13 protein-coding genes are annotated in these 16,200 nt (G+C 69.6%); 2 read left to right on the top strand and 11 right to left on the bottom strand.

The window, feature by feature from the left end; translation table 11 throughout:
- Positions 1–40: 40 nt before the first annotated feature.
- The 3 genes from GA0115234_RS18415 to GA0115234_RS18405 form a co-directional block, all read right to left on the bottom strand.
- Positions 41–856, bottom strand: a complete 816-nt coding sequence (locus tag GA0115234_RS18415) for an HAD family hydrolase (RefSeq protein ID WP_093542986.1) — start codon at positions 854–856, stop codon at positions 41–43.
- Positions 857–930: 74 nt separating this feature from the next.
- Positions 931–3,522 (bottom strand): phosphoribosyltransferase, encoded by a 2,592-nt coding sequence (locus GA0115234_RS18410; protein ID WP_093542985.1) that lies wholly within the window; start codon positions 3,520–3,522, stop codon positions 931–933.
- Positions 3,523–3,565: 43 nt separating this feature from the next.
- Positions 3,566–4,729: an HpcH/HpaI aldolase/citrate lyase family protein gene (locus GA0115234_RS18405; protein WP_093542983.1), complete on the bottom strand. Its 1,164-nt coding sequence runs from the start codon at positions 4,727–4,729 to the stop codon at positions 3,566–3,568.
- Positions 4,730–4,949: 220 nt separating this feature from the next.
- Between GA0115234_RS18405 and GA0115234_RS18400 the strand changes: the two genes are divergently transcribed.
- Positions 4,950–5,834, top strand: coding sequence for a TerD family protein (locus tag GA0115234_RS18400; protein WP_093542982.1), 885 nt, complete (start codon positions 4,950–4,952; stop codon positions 5,832–5,834).
- A 139-nt stretch (positions 5,835–5,973) separates the two neighbouring features.
- Here the strand turns inward: GA0115234_RS18400 and GA0115234_RS18395 are convergent, their stop codons facing one another.
- The 6 genes from GA0115234_RS18395 to GA0115234_RS18370 all read right to left on the bottom strand — a co-directional run bounded on the left by GA0115234_RS18395 (position 5,974) and on the right by GA0115234_RS18370 (position 10,726).
- Positions 5,974–6,708 (bottom strand): TerD family protein, encoded by a 735-nt coding sequence (locus GA0115234_RS18395; protein ID WP_093542980.1) that lies wholly within the window; start codon positions 6,706–6,708, stop codon positions 5,974–5,976.
- A gap of 168 nt (positions 6,709–6,876) precedes the next feature.
- Positions 6,877–8,016 carry a DUF475 domain-containing protein gene (locus GA0115234_RS18390; protein ID WP_093542978.1) on the bottom strand — a complete coding sequence of 380 codons (1,140 nt, stop codon included), beginning with the start codon at positions 8,014–8,016 and terminating at the stop codon, positions 6,877–6,879.
- A 67-nt stretch (positions 8,017–8,083) separates the two neighbouring features.
- Positions 8,084–8,659, bottom strand: coding sequence for a TerD family protein (locus GA0115234_RS18385; RefSeq protein WP_093542977.1), 576 nt, complete (start codon positions 8,657–8,659; stop codon positions 8,084–8,086).
- A 208-nt stretch (positions 8,660–8,867) separates the two neighbouring features.
- Positions 8,868–9,443 (bottom strand): TerD family protein, encoded by a 576-nt coding sequence (locus GA0115234_RS18380; RefSeq protein WP_093543377.1) that lies wholly within the window; start codon positions 9,441–9,443, stop codon positions 8,868–8,870.
- A 146-nt stretch (positions 9,444–9,589) separates the two neighbouring features.
- Positions 9,590–10,048: a peroxiredoxin gene (locus tag GA0115234_RS18375; RefSeq protein WP_093542976.1), complete on the bottom strand. Its 459-nt coding sequence runs from the start codon at positions 10,046–10,048 to the stop codon at positions 9,590–9,592.
- A gap of 255 nt (positions 10,049–10,303) precedes the next feature.
- A complete protein-coding gene (locus tag GA0115234_RS18370) occupies positions 10,304–10,726 on the bottom strand; it encodes a DUF3052 domain-containing protein (protein WP_093542974.1) in 423 nt (140 codons plus the stop codon).
- A 471-nt stretch (positions 10,727–11,197) separates the two neighbouring features.
- Here GA0115234_RS18370 and aceE point away from each other — a divergent pair, with 471 nt between their 5' ends.
- Positions 11,198–13,930 carry a pyruvate dehydrogenase (acetyl-transferring), homodimeric type gene (aceE, locus tag GA0115234_RS18365; RefSeq protein WP_093542972.1) on the top strand — a complete coding sequence of 911 codons (2,733 nt, stop codon included), beginning with the start codon at positions 11,198–11,200 and terminating at the stop codon, positions 13,928–13,930.
- Positions 13,931–14,021: 91 nt separating this feature from the next.
- Here aceE and GA0115234_RS18360 read toward each other — a convergent pair whose 3' ends face one another.
- Both GA0115234_RS18360 and GA0115234_RS18355 read right to left on the bottom strand, forming a co-directional pair.
- Positions 14,022–14,399 carry a peptidase inhibitor family I36 protein gene (locus GA0115234_RS18360; protein ID WP_093542970.1) on the bottom strand — a complete coding sequence of 126 codons (378 nt, stop codon included), beginning with the start codon at positions 14,397–14,399 and terminating at the stop codon, positions 14,022–14,024.
- Between the two features lie 184 nt (positions 14,400–14,583).
- Positions 14,584–16,194 (bottom strand): MFS transporter, encoded by a 1,611-nt coding sequence (locus GA0115234_RS18355; protein WP_093542968.1) that lies wholly within the window; start codon positions 16,192–16,194, stop codon positions 14,584–14,586.
- Positions 16,195–16,200: the final 6 nt, after the last annotated feature.

The following is a 16,200-nucleotide window of genomic DNA, read 5'->3' as shown; positions in this document are numbered from 1 at the left end:
CGTCCGACATCCGGACGATCTTCCCTCGCCGCGTCCGGCGTCAGGACGATCTTCCCTCGCCCGCGGCCCGGAGGAAGTGCCGAAGGATCTCCTCACCCGCTGCCACGCCCTGCGCGGCCGTGACCTCGGTGTGCGGGGCGCTCCAGCCGGTATCGGCCAGTTCGCCGTGGGCCGGGCGCCAGGCGCGGTCGGCGGCGAGGAGCAGATCGGCGTCGAGGAGGCTGTCCCCGGCGGCGAGGGTGAGCGTGGCGCCGGTGCGCCGGGCCACCTCGGTCATGGCGGCGCTCTTGGTGAGCGGGCCCGGAACGGCGTAGATCTTGCGGCCCTGGAGGGAGACCGTCCAGCCACGCGTCCGCGCCCACGTGCCCAGTTCCTCGACCCAGCCCTCGGGCAGCAGCGTGCGTTCCACGACGAGATAGGCGAAGAGGTCCTCGGCGACCCGTTCCTTGAGCAGCCAGGCGGGGTCGGCCGCGGCCAGGAGGTGGGCGCGGACCTCGGCGAGGGAGGCGCACTCGTCGGCGAGCCTGCGGGCCACCCGCCGCTGCCAGTCGGGGTCGGACTCGCCGTCGACGAGCAGGTGTCCCCCGTTGGCGCAGATCGCGAAGCGCGGTGCGGGGCCGGGCAGCTGGATGCGTCCGTACTGCTCGCGGGTGCGGGTGGTAGTCGGGACGAAGACCGTGGCGCGGGCCAGCTCGTCGAGCAGCGCCGCGGCCGTCTCCGTCAGGTAGGAGAGCGGCTTGTGGTCGTACACCTCCACGCAGAGCAGCCGGGGGGCCTCGGCGTCCGGCATGGTGAGGCGGAGCGCCGCCGCGGAGTAGATCAGGGTGCGGTCGAGGTCGCTGGCGACGAGCGTCACGGGGGCGGCGGCCGGACCGGAAGCGGAAGCGGATGCCGTAGCGGTAGCAGATGTGGTCGGGGGCGTCGACGTGGTCACTGCGACTCCACCGCCTTGCCGTCCGCGCCGGTCGCACCCCTGGTGTACTTCGGGTGGATCAGACCGACGCAGCTGTACGGGAGTTCGTCGACCTCCTCCACCGGTACGCCCCGCTGCTCGGCCAGCAGCCGGATGTGTTCGAGGTCCGCGCCCGCGCCGCGCTTGGCGAGGATCTTCCACGGGACGCGGCGCAGCAGCACCCGGGTCGTCTCGCCGACGCCCGGCTTGACGAGGTTCACGTCATGGATGCCGTACTCCTCGCTGATGCGCTCGACGGCGGCCCAGCCCTCCCAGGTGGGCGCGCGGTCGGCCGCGAGCAGTTCCTTGACCTCGGCGTCCACGGCGTCGACGACCTCGTCGAAGTGGGCGGCGACAGTGTCGAGGAAATGGCCGGACACATCGGTGTCCGCGAGCTCCCGGTAGAATTTCGCGCCGTGGAAGTCCTCGGGGCCCACCAGGTCGGAGCGGAGGACGGTCCGCGAGATCAGCCCGGAGACGGTGGAGTTGAGGCAGGCGGAAGGGATGAGGAAGTCCTCGCGGGTGCCATAGGTGCGGACGCAGCCGCCCGGGTCGGCCAGAACCGCGATCTCGGGGTCGAAGCCCTCGAACTCGGCGAGCGCCGCCGACAGTTCACGGGTGATCGCGCCCTTGCCGGTCCAGCCGTCGACGAAGACCACGTCCGCCGGGTCGTGGTGGGCGGCCAGCCAGCGCAGGGCGTTGGCGTCGATGCCGCGGCCCCGCACGATGGAGACGGCGTAGTGCGGCAGATCGACTCCGTGCCGGTGCCGGGCCCAGCGGCGCATGAGGACGCCCACGGGCGTGCCGGCCCTGGCGAGCGAGACCAGGACCGGGCGGGGGGTGCGCTCGGCGAGGACCGTCTCGGTGACGGTGCCCACGGCGCGGGCGACGCGGGCGGCCGACAGCTCCAGCGCCGCCTTGAACAGGCTCTGGTAGTGGGCGGACGGCTGGTACTCGACGGGCAGCGACTCGGCGTAGTGCGCGCCACCGCTCTGTATCGCCTCCTCGCGCTCCTCCGTGGGCGCCTCCAGCTCGGTGTCCGAGAGGTCCTGGAGCAGCCAGCCGACCTCGTCCGGCGCGTAGGAGGAGAAGGCGGGGCCGCGGAGGGGCTCGGGCAGCACGGGGGGTTCCTGCCGTTCGGTGGGGTCCGCCGGGGGGTGCGACGGGACGTACGAGGGGACGACCGCGAGCACCACGTGGCCGGTGTGCGCGGCGAGCTGCGCCAGCAGCCCGTCGGGGGCGTGGAGTCCGGGGGTGTCGGCGGTGGAGTCGACGACGAGTACCACGGCGTCGAAGCCGGCGCCCGCGACGTTGTACGCGTACCGGTCGCCGGGCCCGTCGGCCGGGTCGTCGTGGGCCGGGAAGACCAGCCGGGTCCGTATCGCGTAGCCCGGGTCGTCGACGGCGAGGACGGGGGAACGCGTGGTGGTGGAGTAGCGCACCTCGGCGTCGGTGCGGTCCTCCAGGGCCGTGCCCAGCCGCAGGGGGGCGTACATCAGCTCCTCGAAGCCGAGGATCAGTACGCGGCGGGCGTCGTCGCCCAGCGCTTCGGCGATACGGGCGGCCATGGCGGGGAGGGCCTGCTCCAGGACTGCCCGATGGGCGGGGGTGAAGCCGTGCCGTCCGCCGTCGGGCACGCCGGCGGGCCACTGGAGGTCCACCCGGGCGCAGGGCCGGGACCCCTGCCCGGCGACCGGCCGGGGAGCGGCGGAACCCGCCCCGTCATGCGCGGCCGAACCGCCCCCGTCGTGTGCGGCGGAACCCGCCCCGTCATGCGCGGCGACCAGTGCCCGGCCCTTCTCCAGGACGCCCTCCGGGAGGGTCACCGTGCCCGAGCTGCGCGCGACGAGGTCGACGCGGGCGCCGATCTCCGCGGCGAACTCGGCCAGCCGCCCCCGGTCGGCCGGTGACCGCATGTCCACCAGGGCGACGATGGCGTAACGGCTCCGCGGATACCGCTCGTGCAGGGCGCGGATGGTGTTGAGCACGGTGTTGCCCGTGGAGAACTCGTCGTCCACCAGCACCAGCGGCGCATCGGAGACAGCGCCCGGCAAGGGTGCCGGACCGAGGTCGCCCGCCAGCAGGTCCGGGTCCTCCGGGAGCAGCAGATGGGAGGTGGCGTGCGAGTGGGACTCCTCGAAGCCGCCCGCCCGCGCCACGCCCTCGACGGGGCGGCGCGTCGAGTGGAGGTACGGCGCCACGCCCAGCCCGTCGGCGACCGCGTGGCCGAGACCGGTGGCCGTCTCCGCGTAGCCGAGCACGACGGCCCGGCGCGCCTCGGCGTCACCGAGCAGCGCGCGCACCTTCCGGCCGAGCTCGAATCCGGCGCCGTACACCACGGAGGGCTTCTGCGGCACGTGCTTGCCGAGCACGTTCGACACGAGGAGGTGGGCCCGCTTGGGGTTGCGGCGCAGGGCGAGGCCCAGCAGGTCCTTCAGCTCCCTGTCGCCGTCCGGCTTCCCGTCACCGACGAGCTCGACGCCCAGTCGCTCCGCCACCCAGCTGCCCGACCACACCACGTTCGCCGTCTCCTTCTCTGCCGTCGCCGTTCGTCCGGCTCTGCCGTTCATCCCGCGCCCACTCGGCGGGACACGCTCGTGCCCCGCCCCGCGCTCATTCGGCGAGACCGGCGGCCAGCAGCTCCACGAAGCCGACGTCCTGCCTGGCCACGCCGAAGACCTCGGCCCGCAACAGGGTCCGCTCGGCCCAGGCGCGGTGCGGCTTCACCTCGTTCATCTTGTTCGTGTACGCGGAACGCATGACGCCACCGCCGCCGCGCTCCGGCCGCAGGATGTCCTCCGCGTCGCTGAACTCCTCGTGGCTGACCACGGACAGCGCGTGCACGGGCGCGACGTGCGACGGGTGGATGCAGGTCTTGCCGAGCAGGCCGTTGGCCCGGTCGAGCTCGATCTCGCGCAGCAGGCCGTCCAGATCGTGCTCGATCAGCGCCGTGCGCAGCTCCTCGGCCCGGCCCGCCAGGAAGGGGCTGCTGCGCAGCTGGGGTTTGAACATGCGCTCCTGGAGCCGGAAGTACTCCCACACCGGTCCGGTGATCGTGAAGCCGGTGCCGTCCGAGCGGCCCAGCACATTGACCACGTCGGCGATCACGGAGCCGACGATCTGCACGTCGTACGCCGTCATGTCGGGCGCCCTGCGCAGTCCGTACGCCGAGCAGAAGTCGGTGACGCCGAGCCGCAGTGCGAGCACCCGCTCGCGGTACTTGTCGACGGTGCGGGCTATTCCCTGGAGCGTCGCCACGCGGGTCTCCAGATGCAGCAGCTCGGGAGATTCGAGAACGGGCATCGCGAACAGGCGCCGCCCGCACGCCCTCTCGGCGTCGGCGAGCGCTTCCATGAAAGGAACGCCACGGTCTTCCGTGAACTTTGGAAGTACAAAACCGGACAACATCCGGCCGGTGGCGCCGAGCCGGTGCACCAGGTCGCCTATCTGGCCCGGCTCCCGGACCCGGATGAAGAGCAGCGGCAGATCGGCATCGCGCGCGTCGAGCTCGGCGAACTGTCTGACCAGGTTCTCCTCGGCGTCGACGACCTCGGAGTCGTCGATCGAATCCTCCAGGCACAACACCATGGAGACCACACCGCGCCCGGCCTGCTTGATGACGTCGTCGGCGAGTCTCGGCCGGGTGGCCGGGCTGTACAGGGTCGCCCCCAGGGCAGCCGCGAGCACCCGGGCCGGGGAATCCGGACCGAACTCGCAGGGCTCCTGGAAGAACAGGCCCTCCCTGACAGCGGGCGCGATATGCCCGAAATGACGCATGTAACTCCCCCGAACTGCCTGACCGGCCGGACAATGCATGGCCGGTAATAGTACGTACGATCGGGTGTCAAGAGTTCCCCACGTGCATGAATTCCGGGTAACTCGTCCATTTCCCGACGGGTGCGAGCGCCGCGGACCCCGTGCTTCCGCTACGACACCGGGACACCCGGTACGACCCCCGCGTTGTCCGCGCGGCCGACCAGCAGGCAGGATGACCGGCATGACGCACGCGATGGTGAAAGGCTCGAACGTCCCTCTGGACGCCATGGCCGTACGGGCCGTGCTGCGCTGGACCCCGGGCACCGGAGTTCCGGACGTGGACGCCTCGGCACTGCTGCTCGGAGCCGGTGGCCGCGTGCGCTCGGACGAGGACTTCGTCTTCTACAACCAGCCCCGCCACCCCTCCGGCCTGGTACGACGGCTGCCGAAGCGGAGCGTCCCCGAGGGGCTCACGGACACCATCGAGGCCGATCTGGCCGGGCTCGACGCCTCGGTCGAGCAGGTGGTCGTCGCCGCGTCCTCCGACGGAGCCGCATTCGCTCAGGTGCACGATCTGCGCATCCTGCTGTACGACGCGGCGGCGGCCGACGGGGATCCGCTCGCGGTCTTCGACGTGCGGCCGGAAACCGGCGAGGAGACGGCGATCATCTGCGGCGAGCTCTACCGCCGCGGCGATGGCTGGAAATTCCGGGCCGTGGGACAGGGCTACCCGACCGGGCTGGTCGGTCTGGCGACCGCCTTCGGCATCTCGGTCGACGAGACCGCGGCCGAACCGGAGCCCGCCCCGTCGCACGCGGCGGCTCCCGCGCCCGAGCCGATGATGGCGCCCGGGTTCCCGCCCGCACCCGACTTCCCTCCGGCCGCGCCCGACTTCCCCCTGGCCGCGCCCGGCCCGGACGCGCAGACCACGGTCCAGCACCAGCAGCCCGCGTACGGCTATCCGCAGCCCGCCGCGGCCCGGCCCGCTCCCCAGCCCGCGTACGGCTACCCACAGCCCGCCGCGCCGCCGGCCTACGGCTATCCGCAGCCCGCCGCGGCCGCGGCGCCCGCGCCGGACCCGAATTTCGTGCTGCCGCCGCAGGGACCGCAGTTCGTGCGGTCCTGAAGAGGTCCTGAAGAGGTCCTGAAGAGGTCCTCAGGGCTTCCTCAGGAGGTCCTGAAGAAGTCCTGGGGAAGGGAAGAACGGCCCCGGACCGCTCCGCAGGCGCCGCTGCCCCCGTGGAGGCCACGCTCCCGGGCGTCGCTCAGGTCCGGGTCTTGTAGCCGCGCCCCCACTGCATGCCGAAGCCGTACAACCGGTCCAGCTCCGACTGGAACCCGTACACGAACTTCACCTCGCGCCGCACGATCAGGTCGCCCTTGACGTTGTCCACCGTGAACACGGCACAGGAACGGGCCTCCGGGGCGTGCTCGTCGAGTTCGATCTCGATCCGCGGGCCGTTGCCCGGGTAGAGCGTCACCTTGGCGTGCGTACGGTCGAAGGCCGGCGTCTGGTCGTAGATGTAGACGAAGAACAGCAGCCGTTTGATCTGGTCGCGCTGGTCGAGATTGACGTAGACGGTCTCACCCGACGGCGCCCCGAAGCGGTCGTCCCCGCTGAGCCGGATGTACGGCGGCGCGTTCAGGTCGCCGATGAGGTTGCCCAGCGGCTGGACCACACCCTTGGTGCCGTCCTTCAGCTCGTACATGCAGCCCAGGTCCAGGTCGACGTTGACCATGCCCTGGGTGTGGGCCTGGACCACTTCGGGCTTGAAGAGCGACAGGGGCCGCAGCAGCCGGCCGCTCTGGCGCGAACGGCCCATGATGTCCGACGTGCGCATCTGCCAGGAGAGGTTGACCCGCAGATTGCCGGTCAGCGCGCCCTGCTTGGTCAGCGAGATCGTGGAGTGCCGACGCGAGAGCACGATGGAGCTCGTCGCCGAATTGCCCGACTCGAACTGCGCCTCCCGCCGCGGCCGCAGATTGTCCCAGAACGCCATCCCCAACCCCCACACATGTAGAAAAGTGCCCCGGCCCGCGGCCGCCCCGGCTCTCGCCGGGGACGCCCACATCACTGCGGGGCGGCCGCGGGGCCGGGCCCGGATGTCTCCGGAGAACCGTTGCCTCACGGACCGCCCCGCTGAGAGCGTTCCTCAATCCCTACCGGGTCACACCCCGGACGGGACTTCCGCCTTGGAACCCGCGTCGCCGCCCTCGGCCTCCAGGGCCTTGTTGCGCCGGACCGAGGACCAGAAGGACCAGGCGATCAGCACGACACCGACGAGGCCGGTGATGAGCTCGTTGATCTGGTACTGGATGGTGACGAGCAGGATCACGGCCAGCGCGCCGATGGCGTAGTGGGCGCCGTGCTCCAGGTAGACGTAGTCGTCGAGCGTGCCCTGACGGACCAGGTAGACCGTGAGCGAACGGACGTACATGGCGCCGATACCGAGGCCGAGGGCCATCAGCACGATGTTGTTGGTGATGGCGAAGGCGCCGATGACACCGTCGAACGAGAAGGACGCGTCGAGCACTTCCAGGTAGAGGAACATGAAGAACGCGGCCTTGCCGGCGAGTACGACCGCCGAGACCTTCTTGCCGCTCTTCTTCGCTTCCTCCTCGGCCTCGTTCTCGCGCTCTTCCTCCTCCTCCAGCTTGTCCTCGAAGAAGCCGGAGAGACCACCGACGATGAGGTACGTGATCAGACCGGCGACACCGGCGAGCAGGACCGTTTCGGCCTTGTCCGCGTGACCGCCGCCGTGCTGGTGCGCGTTGGTCGCGAAGGTCATGGCCGCGATCAGCAGCACGATCAGCGCGATGCAGACCGACAGCATGTCGACCTTGCCGAGCTTGGCGAGCGGACGCTCGATCCAGCGCAGCCACTGGATGTCACGGTCCTCGAAAATGAAGTCGAGGAAGATCATCAGCAGGAACATGCCACCGAAGGCGGCAATCGCCGGGTGGGCGTCCGTGACCAGTTCCTGGTAGCGGTCGGGCTGGTTGAACGAAAGGTCGACCGCTTCGATCGGCCCCAGTTTGGCGGTGATGGCCACGATCACGACGGGGAACACCAGCCGCATACCGAAGACCGCGATGAGCACGCCGACCGTGAGGAAGATCTTCTGCCAGAAGGCATTCATCTTCTTCAGGATTCCGGCGTTGACCACCGCATTGTCGAAGGACAGCGAGATCTCCAGGACGGAAAGAATCGCAACGACCCCGAAGGCTTCCCACCCCCCGTAGATCACAGCTGCGACCAGGCCGAGCGCGGTAATCGCGAACGACCAGCCGAAGGTTTTCAGAAGCACTGGCTACCCCATCGTGTATGTAACGGGTCTCCCGCGAGTACGGGGCTCCCCCGCGCCGTGCGCGGCTTTACGAAACGTTGACCCCGAAGTCTAGAGCGATGCCGCGCAGACCGGACGCGTACCCCTGTCCCACTGCGCGGAACTTCCACTCGCCGTTGTACCGATAGAGCTCGCCGAAGATCATCGCGGTTTCCGTCGAGGCGTCCTCGCTGAGGTCGTATCGCGCGAGTTCCTGACCGTCCGCCTGGTTGACCACGCGAATGAACGCATTGCTGACCTGGCCGAAGGTCTGGCCCCGGTTGTCGGCGTCATGGATGGAGACCGGGAAAACGATCTTGTCGCAGTGCGCCGGTACCTGGGTGAGGTTCACGATGACCGATTCGTCGTCGCCCTCGCCCTCGCCCGTGAGGTTGTCGCCGGTGTGCTCCACGGAGCCGTCGGGGCTCGTGAGGTTGTTGTAGAACACGAACCACTCGTCGCCGAGCACTCGGCCCGACTGGCACAGCAGTGCGCTGGCGTCGAGGTCGAAGTCGGCGCCCGTGGTGGACCGTGCGTCCCAGCCGAGCCCGACCAGCACCTGGGTGAGGTTGGGTGCGGCCTTGGAGAGGGAGACATTGCCTCCCTTGGCGAGCGTGACGCCCATGGTGTGTGTCCTCCCCGAGTCGTTGAACCGTCTGCCGGGCCCGTCGGGCCGTTGGAAGCCCCGGGCCGTCCGTCGCGGACCCGTCGGGCCGTTGGAGCCCCGGGCCGTCTGTCGAGCGCGTCCGGCGCCGCACAGGAGTGCGGCGCCGGACGGATTCATGCGGGCGTGACCGGGCCGCGCCCAGGTGGCCCGGCCCGGTCGCGCCTTCTCAGACGTTGACGCCGAAGTCCTGCGCGATGCCGCGCAGCCCCGAGGCGTACCCCTGACCGATGGCGCGGAACTTCCACTCCGCCCCGTTGCGGTACAGCTCGCCGAAGACCATGGCCGTCTCCGTCGAGGCGTCCTCGCTCAGGTCGTAGCGGGCCAGCTCGCTGTTGTCGGCCTGGTTGACCACGCGGATGTACGCGTTGCGCACCTGGCCGAAGCTCTGCTGCCGGGTCTCGGCCTCGTAGATCGAGACCGGGAAGACGATCTTGTCGACATCGGCCGGGACGCCGGCCAGGTTGACCTTGATGACCTCGTCGTCGCCCTCGCCCTCACCGGTGAGGTTGTCACCGGTGTGCTCGACGGAACCGTCGGGGCTCTTGAGGTTGTTGAAGAAGACGAAGTTACCGTCGCTGCCGACCTTGCCCGCGGCGTTCGTCAGCAGGGCGCTGGCGTCGAGGTCGAAGTCACCACCGGTGGTGGTGCGGGCGTCCCAGCCGAGACCGACGACGACCGCGGTCAGGTTGGGCGCGGCCTTGGTCAGCGAGACGTTGCCGCCCTTGCTGAGGCTGACTCCCACGAGTCCTCCCATTGGGTTCCTTGGGGGCCGGCGGGCGCCGGCGCCTCCACGTTGCGTTGGCATCCGATCAACGACTGGATCCTAGTGACCGGTTCCCGGCGAAGCAGGCTTTTCGCCGGGTCACCCGCGGATCAGCCGTTACCGGCTCAGAGCGCGTCGAGCGCCTTGATGTACTCGTTGAGGTCGCGTGCGTCGGGCAGACCGTTGACGACGGCCCAGCGCACCACGCCCTCCTTGTCGATGATGAAGGTGCCGCGCACCGCGCAGCCCTTCTCCTCGTCGAAGACACCGTAGGCCCGCGAGGTCTCGCCGTGCGGCCAGAAGTCGGAGACCAGCGGATACTCCAGGCCCTCCTGCTCGGCGAAGACGCGCAGGGTGTGGATGGAGTCGTTGGAGACGGCGAGGAGCTGGGTGTCGTCGTTCTCGAACTTCGGCAGTTCGTCGCGGAGCGCGCAGAGCTCACCCGTGCAGACGCCCGTGAAGGCGAACGGGTAGAACAGCAGGACGACGTTCTTCTCGCCGCGGAAGTCGGAGAGCTTCACGGTCCGGCCGTGGTTGTCCTTGAGCTCGAAATCCGGGGCCTTGGTGCCGACCTCGATCGCCATGAAAAGCGTCCCTTCGCTACGTTCACCGGGCTGGGCCGTCCGGGTGGCTCCCACCCTACGCAGAGCCCGCGGCGGGCCATGCAGCGCCCGCACGGGACACCCCGGCGCTCCCGGCCGCCCAGCGGCTCGCACGAAGGCCGCGATCACCCGGCGGCTCATACGAAGAGGTCGCGGTCACCCGCCGGCTCATACGAAGGCCCCCGGCGGCGCGGTGCCGTCGGGGGCCTTCAGGGCGAAATGCGTGGCGAGCGTGGTTCAGCGCTTGGGCGTGGCCAGACGGCTGCCCGCCCAATCCTTGCCCGCGTTGACGCTCCTGGTCTGGGAGAGACCGGCCGTCTGTGCTGCCTCGTTGATGTCGCTCGGCTCGACGTATCCGTCACGGCCGGTCTTCGGCGTCATCAGCCAGACCGTACCGCCGTCCTCGAGCAGACCAATGGCATCCACCAGCGCGTCCGTAAGGTCGCCGTCCTCGTCGCGGAACCACAGCAGGACGACGTCTGCGACGTCGTCGTAGTCCTCATCGACGAGATCCTGGCCGATTGTGGCCTCAATGCCCTCACGGAGCTCCTGCTCGACGTCGTCGTCGTAGCCGATCTCCTGGACCACCTGTCCGGGCTCGAACCCCAGGCGTGCTGCCGGGTTGGTCCGCTCCTCCGCGTGGTCCGCGGTCGCGCTCACGGGTTGCCTCCTGATCATGTTTCGGAAAATGCATCAGCCACGCGCGTGCGCGGGGCGTTGGCCGTAGTCCACACGGGAGCGGCGGATCGCGCAAGTACCCGGCGTGCGAGACCGCCTAAACGGTGACGTTCCCTGCCACGTCGCCGCACTGTCGGCGGGCCCCCTGCGGGGGCCCTGCGCTTCCTTCCACACCCTTTACGTCCTTCCACAGCTTATGCCGTTTCGGTCCGCCATTCGGAGTCGAACATCCTTTGGGAACGCCTGGACGGGTTGGGCGTATGGTTGCGGTTTGGCCCGGACCATCCCCGCGCGCCGTACGCGATGTCTCACCACACGGCGGTTACCCCCCGGTAGAGATGACGTTTACGCCCTCGCGGTACACGATGGTGATGGCGTACTTGCATACATCCCGGGGGCATGTTCTCCCTCCATCAGGCCCCGTAGAGCACCACCGAACAGCGAAGGAACAGCGTGGCTTCCGGATCCGATCGCAACCCGATCATCATTGGCGGCCTGCCGAGCCAGGTCCCGGACTTCGATCCCGAAGAGACCCAGGAATGGCTCGACTCGCTCGACGCCGCGGTCGACGAGCGAGGCCGCGAGCGGGCCCGTTATCTGATGCTCCGGCTCATCGAGCGGGCGCGCGAGAAGCGCGTCGCCGTGCCGGAGATGCGCAGTACGGACTACGTGAACACGATCGCCACGAAGGACGAGCCGTTCTTCCCCGGCGACGAGGAGATCGAGCGCAAGGTCCTCAACGCGACCCGCTGGAACGCGGCCGTGATGGTGTCGCGCGCCCAGCGCCCCGGGATCGGGGTCGGCGGCCACATCGCCACCTTCGCCTCCTCGGCCTCGCTGTACGACGTGGGCTTCAACCACTTCTTCCGCGGCAAGGACGACGGCCTGGGCGGCGACCAGATCTTCTTCCAGGGGCACGCGTCCCCGGGCATCTACGCCCGCGCCTATCTGCTCGACCGGCTCAGCGAGGCGCAGCTCGACGCCTTCCGCCAGGAGAAGTCGAAGGCGCCCAACGGCCTGTCCAGCTACCCGCACCCGCGGCTGATGCCGGACTTCTGGGAGTTCCCGACCGTCTCGATGGGCCTCGGCCCCCTCGGCGCGATCTACCAGGCCCGGATGAACCGCTACATGGAGGCGCGCGGCATCGCCGACACCTCCAAGTCCCACGTCTGGGCCTATCTGGGCGACGGCGAGATGGACGAGCCGGAGTCGCTCGGCCAGCTCTCCATCGCCGCCCGCGAGGGTCTGGACAACCTCACCTTCGTGGTCAACTGCAACCTCCAGCGGCTCGACGGCCCGGTGCGCGGCAACGGCAAGATCATCCAGGAGCTGGAGTCGCAGTTCCGCGGTGCCGGTTGGAATGTCATCAAGCTGGTCTGGGACCGCTCCTGGGACCCGCTGCTCGCGCAGGACCGCACGGGCATCCTGGTCAACAAGCTGAACACCACGCCGGACGGCCAGTTCCAGACGTACGCCACCGAGTCGGGCGCGTACATCCGTGACCACTTCTTCGGGGACGACCCGCGGCTGCGCGACATGGTCAAGGACATGACCGACGACCAGATCCTGCACCTGGGCCGCGGCGGTCACGACCACAAGAAGGTCTACGCGGCGTACGCGGCGGCCAAGGCCCACAAGGGCCAGCCGACGGTGATCCTGGCGCAGACGGTCAAGGGCTGGACCCTGGGGCCGAACTTCGAGGGCCGCAACGCGACCCACCAGATGAAGAAGCTCACGGTCGAGGACCTCAAGCGGTTCCGCGACCGGCTGCACATCCCGATCACGGACAAGCAGCTGGAGGACGGCCTGCCGCCGTACTACCACCCGGGCCGTGACTCGGAGGAGATCCAGTACATGCACGACCGCCGCAAGGGTCTGGGCGGTTACGTCCCGACCCGGGTGGTGCGTGCCAAGCCGCTGGTCCTGCCCGAGGACAAGACGTACGCGACCGCGAAGAAGGGTTCGGGTCAGCAGTCGATCGCCACCACCATGGCGTTCGTCCGCATCCTGAAAGACCTCATGCGGGACAAGGAGATCGGCAAGCGTTTCGTGCTGATCGCGCCCGATGAGTACCGCACCTTCGGCATGGACGCCTTCTTCCCGAGCGCGAAGATCTACAACCCGCTGGGTCAGCAGTACGAAGCGGTGGACCGTGATCTGCTGCTCGCGTACAAGGAGTCGCCGACCGGTCAGATGCTGCACGACGGCATCTCGGAGGCCGGCTGCACGGCGTCGCTGATCGCCGCCGGTTCGGCGTACGCCACGCACGGCGAGCCGCTGATCCCGGTGTACGTCTTCTACTCGATGTTCGGTTTCCAGCGCACGGGTGACCAGTTCTGGCAGATGGCCGACCAGCTCGCGCGCGGCTTCGTGCTGGGTGCGACCGCCGGACGTACGACGCTGACCGGTGAGGGTCTCCAGCACGCGGACGGCCACTCGCAGCTGCTCGCCTCGACCAACCCGGGCTGTGTCGCGTACGACCCGGCGTTCGGGTACGAGATCGCGCACATCGTCAAGGACGGTCTGCGGCGGATGTACGGCGAGAACAGTGAGGACGTCTTCTATTACCTCACCGTCTACAACGAGCCGATCCAGCACCCGGCCGAGCCGGAGAACGTGGACGTGGAGGGCATCCTCAAGGGTGTCTACCGCTTCAAGGCGGCCGACCGGGGCGAGATCCCGGCCCAGATCATGGCGTCCGGTGTGGCGGTCCCGTGGGCCGTCGAGGCGCAGCGGATCCTCGCCGACGAGTGGAACGTCCGGGCGGACGTCTGGTCGGCGACCTCCTGGAACGAGCTGCGCCGCGAGGCCGTGGACGTGGAGCGGTACAACCTGCTGCACCCGGAGGAGGAGCAGCGCGTCCCGTACGTGACGCGGAAGCTCTCCGGCTCCGAGGGTCCGTTCGTGGCGGTCTCGGACTGGATGCGTTCGGTGCCGGACCAGATCGCGCGCTGGGTGCCCGGTGCGTACCAGTCGCTGGGTGCGGACGGCTTCGGCTTCGCCGACACCCGTGGTGCGGCCCGCCGGTTCTTCCACATCGACGCGCAGTCGATCGTCCTCGCGGTGCTCACCGAGCTCGCGAAGGAGAACCGGATCGACCGCTCGCTGCTGAAGAAGGCCATCGACCGGTACGAGCTGCTGGATGTCACGGCGGCCGAGCCGGGCGCGGCCGGCGGCGACGCGTAGCCGCGACGGACGACGTGTGAAGGGCGGCGGGACCGGGAGGTCCCGCCGCCCTTCGGCGTCCGCGGCCGGTGCCCGGTGCTCCGGCCCTCGGTCAGTTCTCCCAGATCTTGAAGGCCCTGACCTGGTACGGGGACCGGGGCACCCAGGTGCCGCCGCCCGGGTAGGTCTCGAACTCGCCGGTCTCGGCGCACTCCGCCGACTGGTACGTGGTGACGGGGCGGCCGGTGCGGTTGGCGAGCGCCTGGACCTTGCTGCCCCTGGGCAGCGGGACGCAGCTCTCGATGTCGGTCGTGGACAGCTCGTGGGTCCGGCGGGTGCCGGTGAAGTCCGGCTGGTCCCAGAGGCAGAGCTGACCGGCCGCACAGGAGCCGAGCCCGACGGGCGCGGAGTGGGCGGCGGTCTGTGGGACGAGCGCGGTGGCGGCGAGCGCGGCTGCGGCCAGGGTGGTGGTGAGGACGGTCGTGCGCATGGAAGTACCCCCGTGGTGGTGCGAATCAGTTGCACGCACCCTGACCTGCGCGGCAATGCCCGGGGAAGGGGCCGGGGAGTGCGCCACCCGGATAGGCGACAGCCCCGCCGGACGGGTCCGGCGGGGCTGTCGTACGCGCCGCGTTGACGGGTGGGCGCGGGGCCCGGGTCATCGGGGCGGGCGGTCAGATGTGACCGCCGCCCATGCCCGCCTCGGCGTTCGCACCGCGCTTGGTGAGGGTGGCGACCAGCGCGGCGACCACCGCGACGACACCGGCGACCATGAACGCCGTGCTCATCCCTGACACGAAGGTGTCATGGGCGACGCCCGCGATCTTCCCCGCGATCTCCGGCGGGACGTTCCCGTCGACCGGCGGGATGCCGACCTCGACGGCCGAGGACGCCTGGTCCAGCTGCTGCGGGCTGAGCGGCGGGAGCTCCGCCGCCTTCCAGTTGTCGGCCAGCTTGGAGTCGACCTGGGAGGCCATGACGGCGCCGAGCACCGCCGTGCCGAGGCTGCCGCCGACCTGCATGGCGGCCTGCTGGAGGCCGCCGGCGACGCCGGAGAGCTCCATCGGGGCGTTGCCGACGATGACCTCGGTGGCGCCGACCATCACCGGGGCGAGGCCGAGGCCGAGCAGGCCGAACCAGATCGACATGGTCAGGGTGCCGGTGCCGATCTCCAGCTGGGACATGCCGAACATGGCGACCGCCGTGCACACCATGCCGCCGACCAGCGGGACCCGCGGGCCGAACTTGGTGATCATGGCGCCCGCGAGCGGCGAGGCGACGATCATCATGCCGGTCAGCGGCAGCAGGTGCAGACCGCTGTCGACGGGGCTCAGCCCGTGCACGTTCTGGAGGTAGAAGGTGACGAAGAACAGCCCGCCCATGAACGCGAAGGCCATCAGCACCATCAGGACCGCGCCCGCGGACAGCGGGACGGAGCGGAACATCGCCAGCGGGATCAGGGGTTCCCTGACGTTCTTCTGCGAGAGGGCGAAGACCACGAACAGGGCCACGGCGGCGCCCAGGAAACCGAGCGTCTTGTAGTCGCCCCAGCCCCATTCGGAGCCCTTGATGAGTGCCCAGATCAGGCAGAACATCGCCTGCGACAGCAGCACGATGCCGCCGATGTCGAAGGAGCGCGGCGCGTTCTCGGCGCGGTGGTCCTTGAGGATCACCAGGCCCAGCAGCAGCGCGATCACACCGACCGGCACGTTGATGAAGAAGACGGACTGCCAGCTGACGTGCTCGACGAGCACGCCGCCGAGGATCGGACCACCCGCGGTCGAGGCACCGATCACCATGCCCCAGATGCCGATCGCCATGTTCAGCTTCTCGGCCGGGAAGGTGGCGCGCAGCAGGCCGAGCGCGGCGGGCATCAGCAGGGCGCCGAAGAGGCCCTGGAGCACCCGGAATACGATCACCAGGGCAACGCTGTCGGACAGGCCGATGGCCCCGGACGCCGCGGCGAAGCCCACGACGCCTATGAGGAAGGTCTGGCGGTGACCGAACCGGTCACCGAGTTTGCCCGCGGTGATCAGGGAGACCGCGAGGGCGAGCATGTAGCCGTTGGTGATCCACTGGACGTCTGCGAGCGAGGCGTTCAGATCGTGCTGGATGGCGGGGTTGGCGATCGCGACGATCGTGCCGTCGAGCGCGACCATCATCACGCCGATGGCCACGGAGAAGAGCGTCAGCCAGGGGTGGCCGCGCAGCCCCTTGGCAGGTGCGGGAGCGGCGGTTTCCTGCGGCTCCCGCGACGCCTTGTCGACGGTGGTCTGACTAGTCATGCCCGG

The organism is Streptomyces sp. DvalAA-43 (assembly GCF_900091725.1).
Classification (GTDB): Bacteria; Actinomycetota; Actinomycetes; order Streptomycetales; family Streptomycetaceae; genus Streptomyces; species Streptomyces pulveraceus.
Note: the sequence above shows the minus strand (reverse complement) of the source record. Positions and strands in the feature narration are given on the sequence as shown.